The 224-nt window shown below is 58.5% G+C and carries 1 protein-coding gene; it reads left to right on the top strand.

All coding sequences use genetic code 11. From position 1 onward, the window contains the following. On the top strand, positions 1–224 hold a 224-nt coding region (locus tag F2P46_RS36925), incomplete at both ends, for a transposase (RefSeq protein ID WP_208296985.1).

Raw genomic sequence — 224 nt, 5'->3', positions numbered from 1 at the left:
CACCAGCTTTCTCGCCAATTGCATGCGCTTGTTGCTGCACGCGGCGGCCTACATCCTGCATCAGCAACTGCGTACCGAAGGGCTGCGGCATACCGCACTGTCGCAGGCGCAGCCATCAACGGTCATTGCCAAACTGTTCAAAATCGCCGTGCAGGTCAGGCAGTACAAGAACAAGATCGTCCTTCACCTTCCGAGCGCCTGTCCGGCCAAACATCTGCTCCGGA

This window comes from Massilia sp. CCM 8734, from assembly GCF_011682155.1.
In the GTDB taxonomy this organism is placed as follows: domain Bacteria; phylum Pseudomonadota; class Gammaproteobacteria; order Burkholderiales; family Burkholderiaceae_D; genus Telluria_A; species Telluria_A rubra.
This window is presented reverse-complemented; position numbering and strand designations above follow the sequence as displayed.